The following is a 17,894-nucleotide window of genomic DNA, read 5'->3' as shown; positions in this document are numbered from 1 at the left end:
CGGACGTCCCGCTCCCTTCGCTGTTTCCTCGCGGTCCTGGCCCTGGTGCTGCTCCCGGTCCGGGCGCTCCCCGGCCAGGCCGCCGACCCCAGCCTGCTCACCATCGAGCGGGTGTACGCCTCCGGCGACTTCCGGCCCGAGTTCTTCGGCCCGGCGCGGTGGCTCGCCCGTGGCGCGGCCTACACCACCCTGGAGCGCTCCCGCGAGGGGAAGGGGGGACAGGACCTGGTCCGCTACGACGTGGAAACCGGGGTGCGGACCGTCCTGGTGCCGGCCACCCGCCTGGTCCCGCGGGGCGACAGCGTCCCGCTCACGGTCGAGAACTACCTCTGGTCGGCCGACGAGCGGCAGCTCCTGGTCTTCACCAACAGCGCCCCCGTGTGGCGGCAGAACACCCGGGGCGACTACTGGACCCTCGACCTCCGCACCTGGCGCCTGCGCAAGCTGGGCGGGCCGCGGGCCAGGCCGTCCACGCTGATGTTCGCCAAGTTCTCCCCGGACGGCGGCCGGGTGGCCTACGTCCGGGAGAACAACCTCTACGTGGAGCAGCTCGCCACCGGCCGGGTGGTGCAGCTCACCCGGGACGGGTCACGCACGATCATCAACGGCACCTTCGACTGGGTGTACGAGGAAGAGCTGGACCTGCGCGACGGCTGGCGCTGGAGCCCCGACGGCCGCAGCATCGCTTTCTGGCAGCTCAACGCCGACAGCGTGCGCAATTTCACGCTCATCAATGACACCGATTCGCTCTACGCCCAGGCGATCGAGATCCAGTACCCCAAGGCCGGCGAGTCCAACTCCGCCGCGCGGGTGGGCGTGGTGCCGGCGGCCGGTGGCCGCACCACCTGGTTCCGGATCCCCGGCGACCCGCGCAACCACTACCTGACGCGCATGGAGTGGGCGGCGTCGAGCGACGAGGTGGTGATCCAGCAGCTCAACCGGCTGCAGAACACCGATCTCGTATACCTCGGCGCGCGTCGTGACGGCAGCGTGCGGCCGCTCCTCGAGGAGCGGGACAGCGCCTGGGTGGACTTCCCCGACGAGACGCCCTGGCTCGATGGCGGGCGCAGCTTCCTGTGGGAGAGCGAGCGCGACGGCTGGCGCCACGTCTACCGGGTGTCCCGCGACAGTGCCCGGCTCACCCCGCTCACGCCCGGCGAGTACGACGTCGCCAGCCAGGCCGCGGTGGACACCGTGGGCGGCTGGCTCTACTACATCGCCTCGCCCGGCAATCCGACCCAGCGCTACCTCTACCGGGCCCGGCTGGATGGCCGCGGGGAGGCCGAGCGGGTGACGCCTGCCGACCAGGCCGGCACCCACGCCTACAACATCGCGCCCGATGCCCGGGTGGCCTTCCACACCTGGTCGCGCTTCGGGGTCCCGCCGGTGACGGAACTGGTGACCCTGCCGGCGCATCGCCCGCTGCGGACACTGGTGGCCAATGCCCAGCTCACGGAGCGCGTCGCGGCCCTGCGCAAGGGCCCGGCGGAGTTCTTCCAGGTGGACATCGGCGACGGCCTCCGGCTCAACGGCTGGATGATGAAGCCGGTCGACTTCGACCCCGCGCGGAAGTATCCCGTGTTCTTCTCCAACTACGGCGGGCCGGGGTCGCAGACCGTGCTCGACAGCTGGGGCGGCACCAACTACCTCTGGAACCTGCTGCTCACCCAGAAGGGGTACATCGTCGCGAGCATCGACAACCGCGGCACGGGCATGCGCGGGCGGGCCTGGCGCAAGATCGTCTACCGCCAGCTGGGGGTGGTGGAGACCCAGGACCAGGCCGCCGCGGCGCGAGCCATCGGGCGCTGGGCCTTCGTCGATTCCACCCGCATGGGCGTCTTCGGCTGGAGCTACGGCGGGTTCATGAGCCTCAACGGGCTGTTCCAGGCCCCCGACGTCTACAGCATGGCCGTGGCGGTGGCGCCGGTGACCCACTGGAAGTTCTACGACAACATCTACACCGAGCGCTACAACGGCCTGCCGCAGGACAACGCGGCCGGCTACGACAAGGGCTCGCCGCTCAGCTACGTGGACCGGATGCGGGGACGCCTGCTCCTGGTGCACGGCACCGGGGACGACAACGTGCACTACCAGAACTCGGAGAACCTGCTCAACCGCCTGGTCGCGGCCAACAAGTCCTTTGACTTCATGGCCTACCCCAACCGCAACCACGGGATCTTCGGGGGCAACACCACGCTGCACCTGCGCACCCTGATCACCAACTTCATCGACGAGACGCTGGGTCCCCCCCGGGCGCTCCCGGCCGGCGCCCCCGGCCCGCTCACCAACTGACCATGACCGATCCCGTCCGCGCCGCGCTGGAACCCCTGCTCGCCGGCAGCTACCAGATCGAGCGGGAGCTCGGTCGCGGCGGCATGGGCGTGGTGTACCTGGCCCGGGAGCTCCGGCTGGAGCGCCCGGTGGCCATCAAGGTGCTCCCCCCGCACCTGACCGGCGACGCCACGGTGCGGGAGCGCTTCCTGCGCGAGGCGCGGACCGCGGCCCAGCTCTCCCACCCGCACATCGTGCCGATCTACCGGGCGGAGGAGGCCAACGGCTGCGCCTACTTCGTCATGGCCTTCATCGAAGGCGAGAACCTCGCCGAGCGGGTCCGGGACCGGGGCCCGCTGCCGGCCGTGGAGGTGGTGCGGCTGCTGCGCGAGGCGGCCTGGGCACTGGCGTACGCCCACCTGCGCGGGGTGGTGCACCGCGACATCAAGGCCCCGAACATCATGGTGGAGCGCGGCAGCGGGCGCGCGGTGGTGACGGACTTCGGCATCGCCCGCGATACCCACGCCGCCGGGCTCACCCAGGCGGGCGAGCTCGTGGGCACCGTGCACTACATGAGCCCCGAGCAGGCCAACGGTGAGCCGCTGGACGGCCGGAGCGACCTCTATTCGCTTGGCGTGGTGGGATACTACGCCCTCTCCGGCCGGCTGCCCTTCGAGGGGGACAACCCGGCGGCGGTGCTGCTCGCGGTCGCCTCCCGGACCGCCCCGTCCCTCGCGTCGGTGGCGCCCGGGGTGCCCCGCCCGCTGGTCGAGGTCATCGATCGCTGCCTGCGCAAGAACCCCGCCGAGCGCTTTGCCACCGGCGAGGAACTCGCCGAGACGCTGGGACGGGCCATTGAGAAGGTGGGGCCGGCTTCCGCGGGGACCACGCCCGACCGGATCATCCCCATTGAACGCGCCGAAGCCATCTGGCTCCGCGCCGCGCAGCTGCAGGCCGATGCGGCCACCCGCCTGGAGCAGCGCTCCCGTCAGGGCACCGGCCTGACGGGCATCACCAGCGCGCTGCCCACCGGCGGCTACCGCCTGCGCGACGTCGAGGCGGCCGCGCAGGAGGTCGGGATCGCCCCGGAGTTCGTGGCCCTGGCGCTGGCGGAGCAGCCGGCACCCAATGCGCCCGCCGTGGCCGTGACCGGCACCCGGCAGGATCGGCTCACGACCCGGCTCCTGGGCACCAGCGAGCGCAGCCTCTCGGTGTCGCGGGTGATCCGCGGCACGCCCCGCTCGGTGCTCGAGGCCATCGGCCGCGTGTGCCCCGCGCGGCCCTACCTGATGAGCCTGCGGGACACGGTCGGGGGGCACCCGCTCGATGGCGGCGTGCTGGTGTTCAGCGTCCCGAACATGATGAAGACCATGGTCGCCGGGTCCACCGAGTCCTACACGCCCTTCACCTATCGGATGTACCAGCTGGAGCTCTTCCAGCTCAACGTCACCCTGCGCCCGCTGCCGGCCGGCGGTGGCTGCGAGGTCACCATCTACGGCGACCTCCGCTCCGGCCTGCGGAAGAACCTCAAGGCTGATGGCTGGATCGCCGCCGCGCTGGCCGCCACCGGCGGCACGGTCGGCACCGCTGCGGGGGCCACTGGCATGGCGCTGGGCATGCTGGCGTTCCTCCCGGGAGTGGCGGCCGCGGCCGCGATGGGCGGCGGCAGCCTGCTCTGGTACCGCTGGCTGTACCGCTATGCGCTCCGCAAGGCCACGGAGGAGCTGGAAGGGCTGCTCGGGTCCGTCGAGGGGGTCCTCCGATCCCAGAGCGTCTTCGGGGTCATGCCCCCGATGGATCAGGGCCCGGTATACCGGCCTCCCAGCGACGACGGCGGCATGGGCGGCGTCATCGCCGCCATCGGGTAGCGCGACCCCCGCGCGCGGGAGGCCCCCCTGGACTACGAACAGATCGTCGCCGTCCTCGGCTACGCCGGCAGCAACGAGCTGCCGGTGCGGATCGTCACCCGGGACGGCCAGGAAGTGACCGGTATTCCGACGAGCGTGGACACCCACGTCACGGCCCACGAGGTCTACCTCCACCCCTCGGGCGACGACACCACGGAGATCGCGCTGAGTCTTGGCGTGATCCGGCAGGTCGAGCTCCTCTAGGCCGACCGGGGTGCGGGTCGGGGCATTCCCTGTTCCCCGTACCACGTATGCCGTAACTTCCCCGCCATGATCTCCCTGCTCGATATCATCGGCCCGGTCATGGTGGGGCCCTCGTCATCCCATACCGCCGGTGCCTGCCGGATCGGCCTCTTCGCCCGTGGCCTCATCGGAGGCCAGCCCGACAGCGCCGAGGTGGAGCTGCACGGCTCCTTTGCCCGCACCGGCACCGGTCACGGCACCGATCGCGCCATCGCCGGGGGCCTCCTCGGCTTCTTCCCCGACGACGAGCGCCTGCGGGAGAGCATCGACCTCGCGGCGGCGGCCGGCTTGCAGGTCAGCTTCCGCAACACCAAGCTGCACGGGGAACCCCACCCCAACACCACCCGCATCACGCTCCGGCGCGACCAGCACCAGGCGGTGGTCACCGGCTCCTCCCTTGGTGCCGGGCGGATCCAGATCACGGAGATCGACGGCTTCCCCGTCGAGGTGAACGGCACCCTGCCGACCATCGTATTCGTGGCGCAGGACGTCCCCGGGATCGTCGCCGCGGTCACCAGTGCCCTCGCGCGCCAGGGCGAGAACATCGCGACCATCAAGGTGTCCCGGCGCCAGAAGGGCGGGGAGGCGATCCATATCTACGAGCTGGACCACCCGCCGCACCCCGAGACGCTGGGCGTCATCCGCGCGCTCCCGGCGGTGAGCCAGCTCCGCGCCCTCGCGAGGATCGCCTGATGTTCGAGTCGCTGGGGGACCTGGTCCGGCGGGCCGAGCAGGATGGCATCTCGCTCGGCGAGCTGGGGCTGCGGCTCGAGGCCGAGGCGGGGCTGCGCACCCGGGAGGAGATCGAGAGCGCGCTCACCCGGGCTCTGGCGGTCATGCGGCACGCCATCGAACGGGGCCTCCCCGGCGACCTCCGCAGCGTGAGCGGGCTGGTGGGTGGCGACGCCGCCCTGCTCACCCGCCCGGTGGGACCGCTCGCCGGCACCGTCTTCACCGACGTGCTCGCCTCCGCCCTCGCGGTGCAGGAGGTGAACGCGGCGATGGGGGTGATCGTCGCCGCCCCCACGGCCGGCGGGGCGGGGGTCCTGCCGGGCGTCCTGCTGGGTCTGGCCAAGCACCGCCCGGTGACCGACGCCGCCCTGGTGCGCGCCCTGGCCACCGCGGGACTGGTCGGCGCCGTCGTGGCGCACCGGGCCTCCCTCTCCGGGGCCGAGGGAGGATGCCAGGCGGAGACCGGCGCCGCGGCGGCCATGGCGGCGGCGGCCGGCGTGGAGCTGCTGGGTGGTTCGCCCACGGTGGCGGCGCACGCCGCCGCGCTCACCCTGCAGGGCACGCTCGGCCTGGTCTGCGATCCGCTCGGCGGGCTGGTGGAGGTGCCCTGCGTATACCGGAATGCCACGGGGGGAGCCATCGCCCTGGCGGGGATCGAGATGGCCCTGGCCGGGGTGCGGTTCCCGATCCCGGTCGATGAAGTCATCGACACCATGGGCGAGATTGGCCGGTCGATGGATGTCCGCTACCGGGAGACCGCCGGGGGTGGACTCGCCGCCACCCCCACGGGCCGACGCCTGGCCCGGGAGCGCCTGGTCCAGCTCAAGCGGTCGCCCGAGCCCTAGCCCCGACTGGGGTTCTGCGGCATGAAACAAGTTGAAACATGCGTCCGTACGTGGCCAGACCACGGGGACGGTCCCGCCCCGGGTGATCCGAGACACGGCTGGCGCAAGGAGGCTGGATGAGCGGCGCGGAAGTGCTGATTCCCATCGGCTTCTTCGTCATGGACGGACTGGTGTTCCCCTCCCGGTCCGAGATCGGCAAGGTTTTCACGCACGACCAGCTGCCGCGGGGATAGTCGCATGGATCCGGGACAGGCCATCGTCGCCATCGCCGGGATGCTGACCGGCATCATCACCACCGGGGTGATCGCCTGGGCCATCGTGCAGGGGCTCCGGGCGCGCTACAAGGGCGTGACGCTCTCGCCCCAGGTGGAGGAGGAACTCGCCGCGCTGCGCGAGCAGGTGGATGGCCTGCAGCAGGCGCTGGCCGAGACGCAGGAACGGGTGGATTTCACCGAGCGCCTCCTGACCCGGGGTCAGGCCGAACGCGAGGACGTGCATTGACCGCAGCCCTGGTCCTGGTGCAGGGAGTGAACGACGGCCCGAGCGTGGGGCAGCTGCTCGCCATCATCGGTGGGGCGATCCCGATCATGGGGATCCTCGGCTACACGGCGGTCAAGATCCTTGGGCCGATCGCGCAGGCATTCGCGCGGCGGATCGGCGGGGGCGGGGCAGACGGCGACGCCCTGCGGGGCGAGGTGGACGACCTGCGGGCCGGCATGGAGGAGCTCCGTCACCAGCTGATGGAGACCCAGGAACGGCTGGACTTCACGGAACGCTTGCTGGCGCGCCAGCGCGCGCCGGAACAGCTGCCGGGGGGCTGATGGAAGACATTCTGGCGCTCATCCTGATCTTCGGCGGCGGCACGCTGATCGCCATCTCGTTCAGCCCGGTGGGGCGCGCCATCGCCGACCGGATCCGCGGCCAGGCTCCCCAGGAACCCGACCAGGCGCTGTACGAGGAGCTGGAACGGGTGCGCGGGGAGCTGTCGGAGCTGCACGAGCGGGTGGACTTCACCGAGCGGCTGCTGGCGCAGCGCCGCGAAGAGGGCCAGTTGCCGGGAGGTCACTGATGGAAGGCGTCCTGTTCATCCTGATCTTCTTCGGCGGCGGGATGCTGTTCCTGCTCTCCAAGACCGAGATCGGCCACGCCATCGCCGACCGGATCCGCGGGGTGCACGCCGAGGCCGCCCAGGACCCGGGGTTGCTCGAGGAAGTGGACCGGCTGCGCACCGAGGTGGCCGACCTGCAGGAGCGCATGGACTTCGCCGAGCGGCTCCTGGCCCGCGGGCGGGAAGCCGGGCAGCTGCCCGGCGGGGAGGCCTGATGCAGGTCGCCGCGCCGCCGCTGCCCCCGATGCCGCCGGTGATCGTGCAGTCGCCGGAGGTCATCCTGCCGCCGTGGATGACGCTGCCGCCCGGCGTGACGATGCTGGTCGCGCTCGGGTTCCTCGCCACCACGGCGATCGTGCTCTACCCGCTGATGCGGGCGCTGGGCCGGCGCCTCGAGGGGCGGGCTCCCGGGCTCGACCCGGAGACCCGGGCCGAGCTGGACCAGCTCCGGGAGCGCGTGGCGGAGCTCGAGGGGATGCAGCACCGGATGCTGGAACTCGAGGAGCGGGTGGACTTCGCCGAGCGGCTGCTGTCCCAGCGCCGTGAGGCCGAACGCCTGGCGCGGGGCGACTGATGGACGACGTCGCCAAGATCCTGGGGATCCTGCTCGCCTTCGGTGGCGCGGGGACGATCTCCTACGCCCTGATCCGGCTGGTGAACGTCTTCTCCCGCCGGCTCGAGCGGGCCAGCGGTCCGGAGCTGCAGGCGATCGCGGCGGAGCTCGATGAGCTGCGGGCCCGCGCCGCGGGCGCCGAGGAGCTGCAGCATCGGGTGGCCGAGCTCGAGGAACGGCTCGACTTTGCCGAGCGGATGCTCGCCCGGCAGCGGGAGCCCGGGGCCCTTCCCGGCGGGCACGATGGGTGAGCCGCTCATCACCCGGCTTCTGGTCGAGAACCTGGCCACGATCCTCGCCATCACGGGGATCCTCGGGTTCGTCGCCCTGGGACCGATTGGACGGGCCCTGGCCCGGCGGATCGAGGGCCAGGCCACCGGCCCTGGGGAATGCGGCGACCTGGAGCGGCGCCTGATGGAGCTGGAGCACCAGGTGGCCCGCACCGCTGAGCTCGAGGAACGGCTGGAATTCGCCGAGCGCATGCTGCTCCAGGGTCGGGAGGCCGGTCGCCTGCCGGGGCAGGGGAGCAGCTGATGGCGCGCCGCGGGCTTGGCCTCGACTGGTTCGACCTGCTGCTGCACGCGGGCGTGACCTTCGCGCTCTGCGTGGTGGCTGGAAGCGTGGCCACGGAACAACCGGAGGCCCTCATCGGCACGGTGGTGGCGGCCTCGCTGGTGGCGCTGGGATTGCGCCGCAAGCGGGCGCTGCAGCAGGCGCCGGGGGAGACGACCGGTGAGGTGCAGGCGGAGCGGATCTTTGCCCTGGAAGACCGGGTGGCGGAGCTGGAGGCCACCCAGGGACGGACGCTGGAGCTCGAGGAACGGCTCGACTTTGCCGAGCGGCTGCTGGCGCAGCAGCGGGAACCGGCCCGGCTGCCCGGGGAGCGGCCGGCGCCATGAGCTACAGGATTCTCGGGCTCGACTGGTTCGACGTGCTGGTGCATGGAGCCGTCACGCTCGCGCTCGGCATCGGCGTGGACAGCATGTTCCTCGGCCCGACCAGCGACTTCGCCATGGGGGTGCTGCTCGCCTCGTCTCTCGGCGTGCTGGGCTGGCGCCGGAAGCGCGCCCTCGCCCTCGGGGCCGAGCCGACGGACTCCGGCCGGTGGGAAGCCGTCGAGGCGCGCATGGGCGAGGTGGACCACCTGGAGCAGCGCGTGATGGAGCTGGAGGAGCGGCTGGACTTCACCGAACGCATGCTGGCCCAGGCCCGCGAGAAGGACCAGGCGCGGCTGCCGGGGAGCTGAGGAGCGAGGCCATGAGCGGGGCATTCTGGGTGGCGCTCAGCGCCTTGGGGATCGCGATGTTTCTCGGCCCGGTGGGCCAGGCGCTCGGATCATACCTCGAGTCGCGCCGGCGCCCCGTGCCGCCTGGGGCCGATGCGGAGGAAACCGAGCTGCGGCTGGCCCACCTGGAGGCCATGGAAGCCCGGGTGGAGGAGCTCGAAGAACGGCTGGACTTCACGGAACGCATGCTGGCACGAGGGCTGCCGGGCCCCGAGGCGGACACGCCGCCCGAGCCCGTCGAGTCGGCCCGCTAGGAGGAGCCCATGGGCGACGGCATTGGAGACCTGGCATTCTGGCTGGCGGTCGGCTTGATCGGGCTCGGGGTCACCACCGGCCCGCTCGGCCGGGCCATCGGTCGTGCGGTGACGGTGTCCGTGGAGCTGGTCATGGGCCGCCTGTTCGGTGGTGGGACCGCAGGCACGGACGCGGAGGTCGCGCGTCTGGCACAGCGCCTGGAGGAACTGCAGGGGGTGGAGCACCGCGTGCTCGAGCTGGAGGAGCGGCTGGACTTCACGGAACGGATGCTCGCCCGCGGGCTGCCGGCACCCGGCCGTCCGGCGGACACCCCGCCCGAGCCGGTGGCAGCGGCCCGGTAACGACCGATGGAAACCGTCGTGGTCGTGATCCTGCTCGGCGCGGGCGCCACCGCCTCCTGGGCCCTGTTCATGGGGCCGATCGGGCGCGCGGTGGCCCGCTGGATCGAGGCCCGCACCCCCCAGGCCCACGGCCAGCTGATGGCCGACCTGGCGGAGCTGGAGGGCCGGGTGAACCGCCTGGAGCGGCTGCTCCGGGAGGCCAGCACGGCCCGGGGGGCCCGGCCCGGCCGGGGCAGGGCTGATTAGATTGGGGAGCCGGTAGCCCGAACCGCCCAAGGAGGGCGTGGATGCGAGCCAAGGACGACATCGAGAACTTCCTCGACCGCCTCGACAGCGGCAGTGCCGATGTGCGGGAGATCGAGTCCGGACTGTGGGTGGTCCGCACCACGGCCGGCGCCGAGGTGGTGGTCCACTTCGCCCCGCCGGTGGTCATCCTCCGGGTGACCGTGATGACCCTCCCGGTCGGCGCCGAGAAGCAGGCGGAACTCTGCCGGGCGCTGCTCGGCTACAACGCCCGCGACCTGGTGCACGGCGCCTACGGCCTCGAGGGAGACCGCGTGGTCCTGGTCGACACGCTGGAACTGGAGAACCTGGATTTCAACGAGTTCGAGGCGAGCTTCGATTCGCTGACGCTTGCCCTGGCCACGCATCTCGGCGCGCTGGCGCCGTACCGGGAGTGACATCGCATGGGGATCTTTGACCGTCTGTCCACGCTGATCCGGTCGAACCTCAACGACCTCATCTCGCGGGCCGAGAACCCGGAGAAGATGCTCAACCAGCTGATCGCCGACATGAAGGGCCAGCTGGCCAAGGCGAAGCAGCAGGTGGCCTCCGCCATCGCGGACGAGAAGAAGCTCCAGGCCGACGCCGAAGCCATGCGCAAGCAGGCCGAGGACTGGGAGCGTCGCGCCATGCTCGCCGTGCAGGAGGGCCGGGACGACCTCGCCAAGCAGGCGCTGCTGCGCTACAACGAGGCGATGCAGGGCGCCCAGCAGCTGCACGAGACCTGGGTCAAGCACAAGGCCGAGACCGAGAACCTCAAGGCCTCGCTGCGCGGCCTCAACGACAAGATCGAGGAAGCCAAGCGGAAGAAGAACATCCTCATCGCCCGGGCGCGCCGCGCGGAGGCCCAGCAGCGCATCCAGGAGACGATGTCGGGGATGTCCGACAAGTCCGCCTTCGAGTCGTTCGAGCGGATGACCGAGAAGATCGAGCAGCAGGAGCGCAAGGCCATCGCCGCGGCCGAGCTGCAGAACGAGTTCGAGGGCGACCAGCTGCTGCAGCAGTTCCAGGCGCTGGAGTACAAGGGCGCCCCGGACCAGCAGCTGCTCGAGCTCAAGGCCAAGATGGGGATGCTCGGCGCGGGCAGCGGCGGCCCCGCCAAGCAGCTCGGCAAGGGCGCCGGCGAGGCCGTCGAGGCGGAACTGGTCGACGACGAGGACGAGAAGAAGTAGGCGTCCGGGGCCAGCCAGGGGCCGGGAGGGAAGGGGGCGGCCTCGGCCACCCCCTTTGCCGTTGCCTGTTTCGCCGCGGTTGGCCCGGTGATACCTTACTGCCCGATCGCGGGGGGCGGATGCCCCCCGGTGCACCGCTCCCCCTTCCCCATTCCCCAAGCTCCCATGCACGGCTCCCGCTTCCTCATCCTGGCCGACGGCGAGTTCGGCCCGCTCACCTCCAAGACCGCCAACTCGGTGATCCGCTACCTCCCCGACCGGATCGCGGCGGTGGTGGACCGCGTCACGGCGGGCCAGACGGTGCAGCAGGTCCTCGGCTTCGGCGGTGACATCCCGGTGGTCGGTTCCATGGCGGAGGGCCTGGCCCGCCAGCCCGACCAGGTGCTCATCGGGATCGCGCCCATGGGGGGCAAACTGCCGGAGGAGTGGCGCGGGTGGCTGCTCGCCGCGCTGGACGCCGGCTGTGACCTCTGGAGCGGGCTGCACACCTTCCTGGCCGACGACCCCGCCCTGGCGGCGCGGGCACGCGAACGCGGGCGCGTCATCCACGACCTGCGGCGGCCCCCGGCGCACCTGCCGGTGGCCTCGGGCAAGGCCAAGGAGGTGGAGCCGTTCGTCATCCTGACCGTGGGCACCGACTGCAACGTCGGCAAGATGACCAGCCAGCTCCAGATCACGAAGGATCTCAATGCCCGGGGACTGCGCACCCGGTTCGTGGCCACCGGCCAGACCGGCATCATGATCGAGGGCTGGGGTCTCGCGGTCGACGCTGTGGTGGCCGACTTCATCGCCGGCGCGGCCGAGTGGCTGGTGCTCGAGGGGAGCACGGACGCGGATATCGTGCTGGTGGAGGGGCAGGGGAGCCTGAACCACCCCGGGTACTCCGGGGTGACCTGCGGGCTGCTGCACGGCTCCTGCCCCGACGCGCTGATCCTCTGCCACCAGGCCTCGCGCGAGTATATCGGGGACTACCGCGAGGCCTCGTGGCTCCGGATCCCGCCGCTCTCGGAGTACGTGCGCCTGTACGAGACCGTCGCCGGGTTCGTGCATCCCACCCGCACCATCGGGATCGCGCTCAATACCTACGACCTCTCCGAGGCTGACGCCCGCGCCGCCTGTGACGCGGCGGCACGGGAGACCGGCCTTCCCTGCACCGACCCGGTGCGCTTCGGCCCCGGGCCGCTGGTCGAGGCGGTGGTCCGGGCGCGCCTGGCCTACGTCGCGGGCCGGAAGGCCTGAACGGAGGCGCGTGGCCCCGGCGCTGCTGATCGAAGGACTCCGCAAGACCTTTCCCGGCCCGCCCCCGATCGAGGCGGTGGCGGGCATCGACCTCGAGGTGGCCCCCGGCGAGATCTTCGCCCTGCTCGGGCCCAACGGCGCGGGCAAGACCACCACCGTCGGGATCTGCACCACCCGGGTGCGCGCCGGCGCCGGCCGGGTGCTGGTGGGCGGGCGTGATGTCACCGCGCACGGCGCCGCCATCAAGCGGTCCATCGGCGTGGTCCCGCAATACAACACGCTCGACCGCGCCTGCACCGTCCACGAGAACCTCTACTATCACTGCCGCTACTTCGGCTTCTCCGGGGCCGAGGCCACCCGCCGCACCGCGGAGCTGCTGGAGCAGTTCCGCCTGGCCGACCGCGGCGCCAGCATGGCGCTGAGCCTGTCGGGGGGCTCGCCCAGCGGGTGCAGATCGCGCGGGCCATCGCGCACCGCCCGGCGATGCTCTTCCTCGACGAACCGACGGCGGGCCTCGATCCCCAGAGTCGGCTGGCGCTGTGGGAGCTGGTGCGCGGCCTCAAGGCCGCCGGCATCACGGTGCTCCTCACCACCCACTACATGGAAGAGGCGGACCGCCTGAGCGACCGCCTGGCCATCATGGACCACGGGCGCATCCTGGTGACCGGCACCCCGGCCGAGCTCAAGCAGCGGGTGAGCGCCGCGACGGTGATCGAGCTCGACGTGGAGCGGCCCACCGAGGCCCTCCGCGCGGCGGTGGCCGCCCTCCCAGCGGTGCGGGAGGTGCACCCGACCGGCACCGGGTACCGGGTGCTGGCCACCTCGCGCGAGGGGCTGCTGCCCCGCCTGGTCGAGCTTGCCGTCCCGGCCGGCCTGCGCGACGTGGCGATCCACGACCCCACCCTGGAGACGGTGTTCATCCAGCTCACCGGAAGGGAGCTCCGTGACTGACGGCTACCTGCGGCCCCTCTGGGGGATGGTATTGCGCGACCTCCGGGTGCTGCGCCGCGGCTTCCTGCCGCTCATGACCCGCACGGTGATGAACCCGCTGCTGTTCGTCTTCGTGTTCACCTACGTCTTCCCCCACATCGGCCAGGGCTTCCAGGGGGGGGCGGCGGGGGTGAACTACGCCACCGTGGTGGTGCCTGGCCTGGTGGCGGTGGGGATGGTGTTCACCGGCATCTCGAGCGTGGCACTCCCGCTCTCGATGGAGCTCGGCGCCACCCGCGAGATCGAGGACCGGGTCCTCGCCCCGGTGCCGGTGGAGCTGGTGGCCATCCAGAAGCTGGTCATGGGCGCCGTCCAGGGCGTGATCGCCGGGCTCGTGGTCTTCCCGCTCGTGGCGTTCATCCCCGCCACCCCCGTGGCGCTGCACGTGACCAGCTGGCCGCTGCTGGTGGCGGTGGTGCTGCTCGCCAGCCTCACCGCCGGGGCGCTCGGGCTGGCGCTGGGCACCATCGTCCGGCCCCAGCAGATCGGCCTCATGTTCGCCGTGGTGGTGGTGCCGATCACCTTCCTGGGGTGCGTCTATTACCCGTGGGCCACGCTGCGCCCGCTGCGCTGGCTGCAGGTGGCGGTCCTGGTCAACCCGCTGGTCTACATGAGCGAGGGACTGCGCGCCGCGCTGACGCCCGAGCTGCCCCACATGCCGCCGTGGGCCTTCCTGGGCGCGCTGGGCTTCGCCACGCTCGCGCTGGGCGCCGTCGGCGTGCGGGCCTTCGTGCGGCGGACCATCAGCTAGGCAGGGAGGGTGGGCCTCAGAAGTCGCGGCGCCGGAAGCGCCGGAGGCCCAGGGCGAGCGGCACCGCGGTCCACAGCAGCAGCGCCCCGACGGCCACCGCCATCCCGAGCGGCGTGCCCAGGAAGCGCTGGAAGACGGCGCCGGTGTAGCCCAGCAGGGCCGCCACGTCGAAGTCGAGCAGCAGCAGCACCCGCCCGAGGTCCAGCGGATTGAGCAGGGTGAGGACCAGCAGCGGCGTCTCCAGCGGCCAGCGGCTGAACAGCGCCACCACCAGCAGGACCAGGCCGTCATACAGCACCGCGCAGCCCAGCCAGGTGAGGAGCGCCACCCCGAAGCCGCGGGCCCGGTCTTCCCACCAGAGCGCGATCAGGAACGCGATGGCCGTGAAGGCCAGGGTCAGCAGCACCCCCGTGCCGAGGAGGACCAGCGCCGGCCGGAGCGGCGCCGCGCCGTCCCCCAGGTGCAGGAGGAAGGGCAGGCCCACCCCGGCGACCAGCGCCCCGGACAGCGGGAGCGCCAGGCCGGCCCACAGCCCCGCGAACATCGCCCCCCGACCCACCGGCTGCGCCAGCAGCAGCTCGATGAACTCCCGCGCCGAGTAGAGGTAGAGCGTGCCGAAGACCAGGGCCACCAGCGGCACCAGGATCAGCACCAGGTTGAGCAGGGAGAGCACCACGCGCCCGGCGTCTCCCCCGAGCTGGAACAGCGCCTCGGTGAGCAGGAGCAGCAGCCCCGTATAGCCGAGCACCCAGCGGTTCCTGGCGATGTCGCGCAGCTGGTAGCCGAGGATCTTGCGGGCGGTCCTCACGCCGGCCCCCGCAGCATGAGCGACGCCACCGCCCGCTCCAGGTTGGCGAAGCCGGTCCGGGCCTTCAGGTCGGCCAGGGGCCCGTGGAAGCAGACCCGTCCCTCGAGCAGGAAGACGATGTCGTCGGCCAGCGCCTCCAGCTCGCTGAGGGTGTGGGTGGCCAGGAGGATCGAGGCGCCCCGCTCCCGGGCCGCCGCCAGCGCTTCCTTGAAGATGCCGCTGGCCACCGGGTCGAGCCCGGCGGTGGGCTCATCGAGGATCAGCAGGTCGGGCCGGAACAGGAAGGCCACCGCGGCCGAGAGCTTCTGCCGGGTCCCGCCCGAGAGGGTCCGCACCGGCTTGCCGAGTTCGGCGCCCAGGGCGAAGCCCTCGAGCAGGCCCTGGTCCAGCGGCACGGTGCTGCCCCGGAGGTCGCGGACCATCGCGAGGACCTCGGCGCCCGTCAGATTCTCGGGGAAGCGTGCCGCCTGCGGCATGTAGCCGATCCGGTGGCGATACCGCTCGTCGCCATTGACCGCCTGGCCGAGCACGGAGAGCTCGCCGGCGTCCGGCCGCACCAGGCCCAGGATCGCCTTGATCAGGGTGCTCTTGCCGGCGGCGTTCGGCCCCACGAGTCCCGTGATGCGGCCCGCGGGGACGGTGAGGTCCACGCCCCGGAGCGCCTCGAGGCGCCCGAAGCGCTTGGTGATCCCGCGGGCGGTGACGGCGGTCATGGGGCCGTCGCGGTCCACTGCATCATGGGGCGGGGGTCTTCCATCGTCCGGGGCGTCAGCACCGGGGCCACCCGTTCGGCGGCGTCGAGCAGCGACACGAAGAAGCTGCGCAGCAGGATCAGCGCCGGCTCGTGCTGCTGCACGACCACCGCGAAGAGCCGTACCGGCGCGAAGGGCACGTCGCCATAGCCGTCGCGGTCGAGGTCGTAGCCGGTGTACCGGTCCCAGGCGTTCTCCCGGAAGGCGCTGGCCGCGTTCACGCTGTTGGTGCTCACGTCAAACGAGTTGCCCGCGAAGCGGTTGCGCTCGAAGCGCGTGTCCTGCGCGTCGGCCATCACCTGCACGCCCCAGCCGTTGCCCAGGAACTCGTTGCCCCGCGCCAGCACCCGGTTGGTGCCCTCGGCGTACAGTCCGATGGTGTTCTGGTCGAACCGATTCCGCTCCAGCCGGCTGTCGCTGATCTCCTTGAGGAGCAGGCCGTAGGCCGCGCTGCCCCAGCTGCGCCGGAAGGTGTTGCCCGTCATGACCACGTGGTGGCTGTACATCACGGCCACCCCGGCCCCGTTCCCGTCGAAGGTATTGTCCTGGTAGCGGCACCCGTTGGAGAACATGAAGTGCAGGCCGTAGCGCAGCTGGCCGGTGCTGGTGTTGCCACGCACGGTGGCGTCGCTGGTGAACTCGAAGTAGATGCCGTCGCGGTGCCCCCGGACCACGTTGTCCTCGATCAGCAGTCCGCTCGAGCTCCAGGCATGAATGGCATTCCCGGTCAGGGCCTCGGTCGTGCCATGGCCGCGCACCCGGTTGCCGCGCACGACGCACCCGGTGACCCCGGACAGGTAGATCCCGAAGAAGGTGTCGAGCAGGGTGTTGTTCTCCAGCCGGCAGCCGCGGGCCTCGCGGACCTTGATGGCCGCGCGGTCGTCGGTGGCGCTCGGGCTGATGTCCCGCAGCACCAGGCCCGTGATCGTCACGCTGTCGGCGGTCACGGTGAGGATCTGGTGGTTCCCCCCCACGAGCACCGGCCAGCCCTCGCCCCGCAGGGTGAGCCGGCGGCTGATCCGCAGTTCGGGCTCATGGTAGGTCCCCGGGCGGATCACGATGGTGTCACCATCCCCGGCCAGGGCCAGCGCGGCGCTGACCGTCGACAGCGGGCCGCCAGGCTCGACAACATGGGTGCGCGGGGGGAGCGCGGCGAGGGTGACCGCGAGGAGCAGCATCAGGACGCCGGTGGTGGGGGGCGGGTGTTCCGGATCTCGGCCCAGGCGCGCAGGGCGCCGCCGAGGGCCGCCCGGAGGCTGTCGGCCCCGGTGCCGGGACGCGCCGCCGCGAGGTTGCCACCCATCGGGGTCCGGAGGCTGTCGCTGTGGATATACACCGCGTCGGCCGCCGGCAGCCAGCCCTCGCCCGGGACCGCGCTCCACACCCAGACCGAGGCCGGGACGTCGGGGCTGGCCGCCAGCCAGCTGGCCAGGCAGCCCACGTCGTCGAAGACGAAGGACTTGCCGGTCGGCAGGATGGCCTGCGCCGTGAAGCGCTCCTGCATGATGGTCATGTGGCAGTGGGCGCACGGCTCGCGGCCCAGCGCCAGCGGGCGGGGCCCGCGCGGGGCGCAGGCCACGACCAGCAGGGCGAGGAGCACCCCACCGGGGACGCCGGCGCGCCAGCTCCCGGGCCACGTCCGCATCAGGCGATGACCGCGGCGGAGTGCGGTACCGCCGGCGTGCGGCGCGCCCCGCGGTATTCCCGCGCCGCGAGGACCACGCCCACGAGGATGGCCGCGATCAGGACCATCCCGCCGGACGCGGGCCACGAGGTGGCGTAGAAGTTGAGCAGCTGCTTGGCGCCGAGGAGGGGCGGCTGGTACGTCATGCCGGGGATCTTGATGATCGCGTCCGGATCGAGGTTGTGACCGTAGTCATAACCCCAGCGGTAGAAGTCGGCGAGTCCCGCCAGCGCGCCCGCCAGGAACAGTCCCACCCAGGCATAGAGCAGCGGCCGCTTCCCGGTCAGCGCCGCCAGCAGCCCGATGCCCATGAGGCCCGCGACCAGCCACGGCATGTACCGCAGTTCCGGGATGTCGGCCGGGGTGATGCGCTTCATGCCGATGTAGTGATTCAGGTTGTTGATGCTCTCCAGGTCCTGGGGCTTCTCCCCCACGATCCGGTTGACGGCGATGTAGAGCCCGAGCCCCTCGGGGTACTGCGGGGCCTGGAGCCCGATATGCCACAGCGGCAGCCAGTAGACCAGCGCCAGCGAGAGCGCGGCGGCGGCGAGCCAGAGACGGGAGGTGCGTGCCATGGGTCTTCCTGCCCGATGGCCGGCCCGGGGCGGAGCGCCCC

General features: G+C 71.9%; 26 protein-coding genes and 1 pseudogene. 22 read left to right on the top strand and 5 right to left on the bottom strand.

Translation table 11 applies throughout. From position 1 onward, the window contains the following. Positions 1–36 precede the first annotated feature (36 nt). The 22 genes and pseudogenes from IPJ95_14640 (at position 37) to IPJ95_14535 (ending at position 14,034) form a co-directional block, all read left to right on the top strand. Positions 37–2,292, top strand: a complete 2,256-nt coding sequence (locus tag IPJ95_14640) for a S9 family peptidase (protein MBK7924839.1) — start codon at positions 37–39, stop codon at positions 2,290–2,292. A 2-nt stretch (positions 2,293–2,294) separates the two neighbouring features. Continuing rightward, positions 2,295–4,139, top strand: coding sequence for a protein kinase (locus IPJ95_14635; GenBank protein ID MBK7924838.1), 1,845 nt, complete (start codon positions 2,295–2,297; stop codon positions 4,137–4,139). 84 nt (positions 4,140–4,223) lie between these two features. Continuing rightward, positions 4,224–4,382 carry a hypothetical protein gene (locus tag IPJ95_14630; GenBank protein MBK7924837.1) on the top strand — a complete coding sequence of 53 codons (159 nt, stop codon included), beginning with the start codon at positions 4,224–4,226 and terminating at the stop codon, positions 4,380–4,382. Between the two features lie 66 nt (positions 4,383–4,448). After that, positions 4,449–5,114: an L-serine ammonia-lyase, iron-sulfur-dependent, subunit beta gene (gene sdaAB, locus IPJ95_14625; GenBank protein ID MBK7924836.1), complete on the top strand. Its 666-nt coding sequence runs from the start codon at positions 4,449–4,451 to the stop codon at positions 5,112–5,114. Beyond that, entirely contained in the window at positions 5,114–5,998 is an 885-nt protein-coding gene (gene sdaAA / locus IPJ95_14620; GenBank protein MBK7924835.1) for an L-serine ammonia-lyase, iron-sulfur-dependent, subunit alpha, read from the top strand. Before sdaAB ends, sdaAA begins: the two co-directional genes overlap by 1 nt. A gap of 237 nt (positions 5,999–6,235) precedes the next feature. After that, positions 6,236–6,499 carry a hypothetical protein gene (locus IPJ95_14615; protein ID MBK7924834.1) on the top strand — a complete coding sequence of 88 codons (264 nt, stop codon included), beginning with the start codon at positions 6,236–6,238 and terminating at the stop codon, positions 6,497–6,499. Further along, complete coding sequence (locus IPJ95_14610) at positions 6,496–6,819, top strand: hypothetical protein (GenBank protein MBK7924833.1); 324 nt, start codon at positions 6,496–6,498, stop codon at positions 6,817–6,819. Before IPJ95_14615 ends, IPJ95_14610 begins: the two co-directional genes overlap by 4 nt. Beyond that, positions 6,819–7,067, top strand: coding sequence for a hypothetical protein (locus IPJ95_14605; protein MBK7924832.1), 249 nt, complete (start codon positions 6,819–6,821; stop codon positions 7,065–7,067). Before IPJ95_14610 ends, IPJ95_14605 begins: the two co-directional genes overlap by 1 nt. Further along, positions 7,067–7,321 (top strand): hypothetical protein, encoded by a 255-nt coding sequence (locus IPJ95_14600; GenBank protein ID MBK7924831.1) that lies wholly within the window; start codon positions 7,067–7,069, stop codon positions 7,319–7,321. The genes IPJ95_14605 and IPJ95_14600 overlap by 1 nt, the downstream gene beginning before the upstream one ends. Continuing rightward, the gene (locus tag IPJ95_14595; GenBank protein ID MBK7924830.1) at positions 7,321–7,680 is read left to right on the top strand and encodes a hypothetical protein; all 360 of its coding nucleotides are present in this window, start codon (positions 7,321–7,323) and stop codon (positions 7,678–7,680) included. Before IPJ95_14600 ends, IPJ95_14595 begins: the two co-directional genes overlap by 1 nt. After that, positions 7,680–7,970 (top strand): hypothetical protein, encoded by a 291-nt coding sequence (locus tag IPJ95_14590; protein MBK7924829.1) that lies wholly within the window; start codon positions 7,680–7,682, stop codon positions 7,968–7,970. The genes IPJ95_14595 and IPJ95_14590 overlap by 1 nt, the downstream gene beginning before the upstream one ends. After that, positions 7,963–8,253 (top strand): hypothetical protein, encoded by a 291-nt coding sequence (locus tag IPJ95_14585; protein ID MBK7924828.1) that lies wholly within the window; start codon positions 7,963–7,965, stop codon positions 8,251–8,253. Before IPJ95_14590 ends, IPJ95_14585 begins: the two co-directional genes overlap by 8 nt. Then, on the top strand, positions 8,253–8,618 hold the full coding sequence (locus IPJ95_14580) for a hypothetical protein (protein MBK7924827.1): 366 nt from the start codon (positions 8,253–8,255) through the stop codon (positions 8,616–8,618). The genes IPJ95_14585 and IPJ95_14580 overlap by 1 nt, the downstream gene beginning before the upstream one ends. Continuing rightward, complete coding sequence (locus IPJ95_14575) at positions 8,615–8,965, top strand: hypothetical protein (protein MBK7924826.1); 351 nt, start codon at positions 8,615–8,617, stop codon at positions 8,963–8,965. The genes IPJ95_14580 and IPJ95_14575 overlap by 4 nt, the downstream gene beginning before the upstream one ends. Before the next feature lie 11 nt (positions 8,966–8,976). After that, entirely contained in the window at positions 8,977–9,258 is a 282-nt protein-coding gene (locus IPJ95_14570) for a hypothetical protein (protein ID MBK7924825.1), read from the top strand. 9 nt (positions 9,259–9,267) lie between these two features. Beyond that, positions 9,268–9,600, top strand: a complete 333-nt coding sequence (locus IPJ95_14565) for a hypothetical protein (protein MBK7924824.1) — start codon at positions 9,268–9,270, stop codon at positions 9,598–9,600. Positions 9,601–9,606: 6 nt separating this feature from the next. Next, complete coding sequence (locus IPJ95_14560; GenBank protein MBK7924823.1) at positions 9,607–9,846, top strand: hypothetical protein; 240 nt, start codon at positions 9,607–9,609, stop codon at positions 9,844–9,846. Between the two features lie 41 nt (positions 9,847–9,887). Next, positions 9,888–10,280, top strand: coding sequence for a hypothetical protein (locus IPJ95_14555; GenBank protein MBK7924822.1), 393 nt, complete (start codon positions 9,888–9,890; stop codon positions 10,278–10,280). Positions 10,281–10,286: 6 nt separating this feature from the next. Further along, positions 10,287–11,054, top strand: a complete 768-nt coding sequence (locus IPJ95_14550) for a PspA/IM30 family protein (GenBank protein MBK7924821.1) — start codon at positions 10,287–10,289, stop codon at positions 11,052–11,054. Between the two features lie 165 nt (positions 11,055–11,219). After that, positions 11,220–12,293, top strand: a complete 1,074-nt coding sequence (locus IPJ95_14545; protein MBK7924820.1) for a DUF1611 domain-containing protein — start codon at positions 11,220–11,222, stop codon at positions 12,291–12,293. Between the two features lie 10 nt (positions 12,294–12,303). Further along, a pseudogene (locus IPJ95_14540) lies at positions 12,304–13,244 on the top strand (ATP-binding cassette domain-containing protein). A gap of 25 nt (positions 13,245–13,269) precedes the next feature. Next, entirely contained in the window at positions 13,270–14,034 is a 765-nt protein-coding gene (locus tag IPJ95_14535) for an ABC transporter permease (GenBank protein MBK7924819.1), read from the top strand. A 16-nt stretch (positions 14,035–14,050) separates the two neighbouring features. Here the strand turns inward: IPJ95_14535 and IPJ95_14530 are convergent, their stop codons facing one another. Genes IPJ95_14530 through IPJ95_14510 form a run of 5 tightly spaced genes read right to left on the bottom strand, consistent with a single transcriptional unit; the run spans position 14,051 to position 17,853 of the window. After that, the gene (locus tag IPJ95_14530; GenBank protein ID MBK7924818.1) at positions 14,051–14,842 is read right to left on the bottom strand and encodes an ABC transporter permease subunit; all 792 of its coding nucleotides are present in this window, start codon (positions 14,840–14,842) and stop codon (positions 14,051–14,053) included. Beyond that, entirely contained in the window at positions 14,839–15,555 is a 717-nt protein-coding gene (locus IPJ95_14525) for an ABC transporter ATP-binding protein (protein ID MBK7924817.1), read from the bottom strand. The genes IPJ95_14530 and IPJ95_14525 overlap by 4 nt, the downstream gene beginning before the upstream one ends. After that, a complete protein-coding gene (locus IPJ95_14520; GenBank protein ID MBK7924816.1) occupies positions 15,552–16,772 on the bottom strand; it encodes a nitrous oxide reductase family maturation protein NosD in 1,221 nt (406 codons plus the stop codon). The genes IPJ95_14525 and IPJ95_14520 overlap by 4 nt, the downstream gene beginning before the upstream one ends. Next, entirely contained in the window at positions 16,772–17,239 is a 468-nt protein-coding gene (locus IPJ95_14515; GenBank protein ID MBK7924815.1) for a nitrous oxide reductase accessory protein NosL, read from the bottom strand. The genes IPJ95_14520 and IPJ95_14515 overlap by 1 nt, the downstream gene beginning before the upstream one ends. Further along, positions 17,239–17,853: a hypothetical protein gene (locus IPJ95_14510; protein ID MBK7924814.1), complete on the bottom strand. Its 615-nt coding sequence runs from the start codon at positions 17,851–17,853 to the stop codon at positions 17,239–17,241. Before IPJ95_14510 ends, IPJ95_14515 begins: the two co-directional genes overlap by 1 nt. Positions 17,854–17,894 lie beyond the last annotated feature (41 nt).

This window comes from Gemmatimonadota bacterium, from assembly GCA_016713785.1.
Classification (GTDB): Bacteria; Gemmatimonadota; Gemmatimonadetes; order Gemmatimonadales; family GWC2-71-9; genus JADJOM01.
This window is presented reverse-complemented; position numbering and strand designations above follow the sequence as displayed.